General features: G+C 73.5%; 2 protein-coding genes and 1 pseudogene. All 3 read left to right on the top strand.

What is annotated here, in order from left to right:
* Positions 1-573: ATP-binding protein (locus ACZ3TI_RS40740; protein WP_465735605.1), on the top strand; the 573-nt coding region annotated here is incomplete at its 5' end.
* 206 nt (positions 574-779) lie between these two features.
* A pseudogene (locus ACZ3TI_RS40735) lies at positions 780-2,434 on the top strand (transposase).
* On the top strand, positions 2,431-3,198 hold the full coding sequence (locus ACZ3TI_RS40730; protein ID WP_465735603.1) for an AAA family ATPase: 768 nt from the start codon (positions 2,431-2,433) through the stop codon (positions 3,196-3,198). Before ACZ3TI_RS40735 ends, ACZ3TI_RS40730 begins: the two are co-directional and overlap by 4 nt.
* Positions 3,199-3,583: the final 385 nt, after the last annotated feature.

Below are 3,583 nucleotides of genomic sequence, written 5' to 3'. Positions count from 1 at the left end.
CCGCGCCGTGTGCCGGTCCGCCTGGCGCAGGTGGCGGTGAAGCCGGCCCTTCCGCAGCTGCGCGCCGCGCTGCTGACCGCCTTCGGCCTGCCGGCCGCCGCGCTGACGAACCGCACGGACGCGGCCGACCGCGCGCTCATCGACGCCTTCACGACCCCCGGCGTGCTGCTGATCGACGACGTCCAGCGCATCGCCGCCCCCGAGCTCGACTACCTGCGCCTGCTCGTGGACGCCCCGACCACCCAGATGTCGCTGGTGCTGTGCGGGGCCGGCGCGGAGCGCACACTGGCCCGCGCCCCCGCACTGGCTTCCCGGGTACTGACCTGGCAGCACGTCCCGCGCCTGGAACCCTCTCAGATCCCTACTGTGCTGCGCCTGTTCCACCCGCTGTGGCACACCGCGGCCGACGCCGATCTGCTGCACGCGGACGAGACCTTGGCGCGGGGGAACTTCCGGACCTGGGCGAAGATCACCTCCCACGCCTACGCGGCTCTGGACCAGCGCCCGGTCGACACCGGTGTCGACCGGGCGCTGCTGGACAGGGCCTGCTCCCGTCTCGGCCCCCACCCCTGACCCCCGCCACCCCACCGCCGTGCCCCTCGTCCCCCGGGCGGCCGTGCCGAGCACCCCCGTATGCCGAAAGGACCCCGGTGGACATCCCCGCCCCTGACAGCGCCGCCTCCATCCCACCCAGCCTCATTCCCGTGCCCGTGCCCGCAGGGGGCGAGGCCGAGCCTGCGCTGGACGCGGTGTCGTTGAAGGCCCTGCGGGCTCCCGCGGTGCGCCGTCTGCTTGCTCTGCGCGCCGAGGGGCGGCTCACCCGCGCGCACGTCCGCACGACGGCGCAGTGCCTCGCCGTGTCCGACCGGACGGTCTGGCGGTGGCTGGCCCAGGCGGCCACCGCCTCCGGCACCGCGGCCGACGCTCCCGGGGCACGCCACGCGGACCGGTTCGAGATCACCCCGCAGCTGCGGCTGCTGCTCGCATACTGGCGCGGCAACGCCTCGGCGGTCCACCGCGAACTCCTCGCCCGCGCGGCCACCGCCCCCGACGCCGCAGCCACCGCCTCCGACGCCGCGGCCGGCGGAACCGTCCCTCCGCCATCCCCGCCTCTTCCGGCGGCCCCGGCCATTCCGGGCGGTGCGCCACCGGCCGCGGTCCCCGCGCTGGAACGGGTGCCGTCGCTGGCGACGTTCCTGCGCGCGGTGCGCCGCGACCTGACGGCGGGGGAGCTGGCCGGCTACCGCAAGGGCCCCGACGCAGCCCGCGCCTTCGACGTGTTCGGCAAACGCCCCCGCACCTGGCGCAACCACACCTGGGAGGGCGACCACGTCCAGGCCCCGCTACGCGTATCCGCCGGCGGACGCCTGGTACGCCCCTACGTCACCTGGTTCATCGACTGCGCGACCAAGGCGATCACGGGGGTGGCGGTGACCCCGGGCGTCCCGTCACGTGCCTCGATTCTGGTCGCGCTGCGCTCGGCGGTGCTGCGCACTGGAGAGTACGGACCTGTCGGGGGCCGGCCGGAGACCGTGCGGATCGACCGCGGCAAGGACTTCCTCTCCCGTACCGTCACCGCGGCGTTCGACGCGTTCGGAACGACCGTCGACGACCTCCCCGCCTACAGTCCCCACCTGAAAGGCAGCATCGAGATCCTGAACCGCAGCGCCACGCGGATGCTGTTCGCCGCCCTGCCCGGCCACCGCACCAAACAGCCCCGCCGCCGCCCCGACCGCCTTCCCACCGCCCCCGCCCTGTCCTTCGAGGACTTCACCGCCGAAGTCCTGGCCTTCGTCACCTGGTGGAACACCGAACACCACCCGGCCGGCCTGAACGGCCACACCCCGCTCCAGGCCTGGCAGAGGACCCGACACCGCTCACCGACATCCCACCCGCCGACCTGTGGTCCTTCACCCTCGAAGACGACGGCCGCACCCGCGTCATCACCAGCCACGGCGTCCGCTTCCGCAACCGCGACTACCTCGCCGACTGGATGACCGGACAGGCAGGCCGCGAGGTCAGGGTCCGGTTCATGCCCCACCACACCCACGAGATCGAAATCTGCGACCCCGCCGGCCATCGTCTCGGGACCGCCCACCTCGCCGACGAGGCCACCCCCGAACAACTCACCGCGCTACGCCGAGCCCGAACCCGGCGCGCACAGCGCCTGCGGACCGAAGCCAAGGCCGCCGAGCACCTGCGCCACCAGCGCTTCGCCCCCGCCACCACCCCCACCGCACCACGCCGCCTGGACGCCGCCACCGCCGCCGAGGCGACCCGGGAACTGTCCCGCCACCACGAGAACGACCTCGCCGCCCTCGCCCTGCCGGACCTTATCCCGCCCGCCCCGCCCCCCGCCGACTGGCCCATCCCCGCCACCGTGAGAACCGCCCCCCGCCCCACCCCACCAGCCGACCACCAGGACACCCCTTGACCCGCCGCCTCCCGCCCGCACCCACCGACCAGTACGTCACCCTGCCCCAAGCCCGCCTCGTGGCCACCCGCGCGCTGCTCACCGTGCGCGAGAACCTCGCCGACACCATCACCGCCCGAGCCATGATGTGCATCCACGGCGGCGCCGGCTTCGGCAAGACCGTCGCGGTGACCAGCTGCCTGCGCGAACTCGAACCCGGCGAAGAGATCCACCGCATCACCTTCCACGCCCGCCCCACCACCCGCGCCGTGCGCCACGAACTGTTCACCAGCCTCCGGTTGCCGGGCCAGCCCCCGCGCTACGCCAGCGAGTTCGACCACCTCCTCAAGACCGCACTCGCCGCCCACCCCCGCACCCTCGTCCTGGACGAGGCCCAATGGCTCTCCAGCGACCAGCTGGAATACATCCGCTACCTCTGGGACGACCCCTACACCCAGCTCGCCGTCGTCTTCGTGGGCGGAGAAGGCTGCTACCAGACCCTGCGCAAGGAGCCGATGCTCTCCTCCAGGATCTTCATCTGGCAACGCCTCGCCCGCCTCACCCCCGAAGAGGTCCTGGACGTCATCCCCCTCTACCACCCCATCTGGGCCGACGCCGACCCCGACGACATCGCCTTCGCCGACCAACACGCAGCCCACGGCAACTTCCGCAACTGGGCCCGCCTGACCGCCCACACCCACACCGGCCTCCAACGCACCGGCCGCACCCGCGTCGACCAGGAAGTGCTCCGATGGGCCTTCAGCCGCCTCGGCCCCACCGGCTGACCAGCAGGGCCCGCACCCCTAGCCGCTGCGCGACTGGCGGAGACTGCCTGGAACGCTCGTGGGCGGCTCAGTGGTCCAGGTGGCTGCCCAGATCATCGCCCGCCGTGCTGCGCGCGGCCACTCCCGCGGTCGCCGCTGGCGTTCGCCACCATCCGTCCCTGGCCGTCGCCACCACTCGCTGCACCGCGCCACCGGCCGTCCGGCGCGGCCATCTTCGCCGGTCGTCGCGCTGCACCGTTGTTCATCCTTGACCTACGCCCGGCCTGCCGCTGCCGTCCGCTGGAACCGGCCTGGTGCTGCCTGCTCCGACCAGGCGCGAGCAGGTCGCCGCGCTGGTCTCCGCCCCGGATGACCCGTGGTGGGAGGACCGGGTGCTTCACACGAA

Source organism: Kitasatospora sp. NPDC023120 (genome assembly GCF_055560835.1).
Note: the sequence above shows the minus strand (reverse complement) of the source record. Positions and strands in the feature narration are given on the sequence as shown.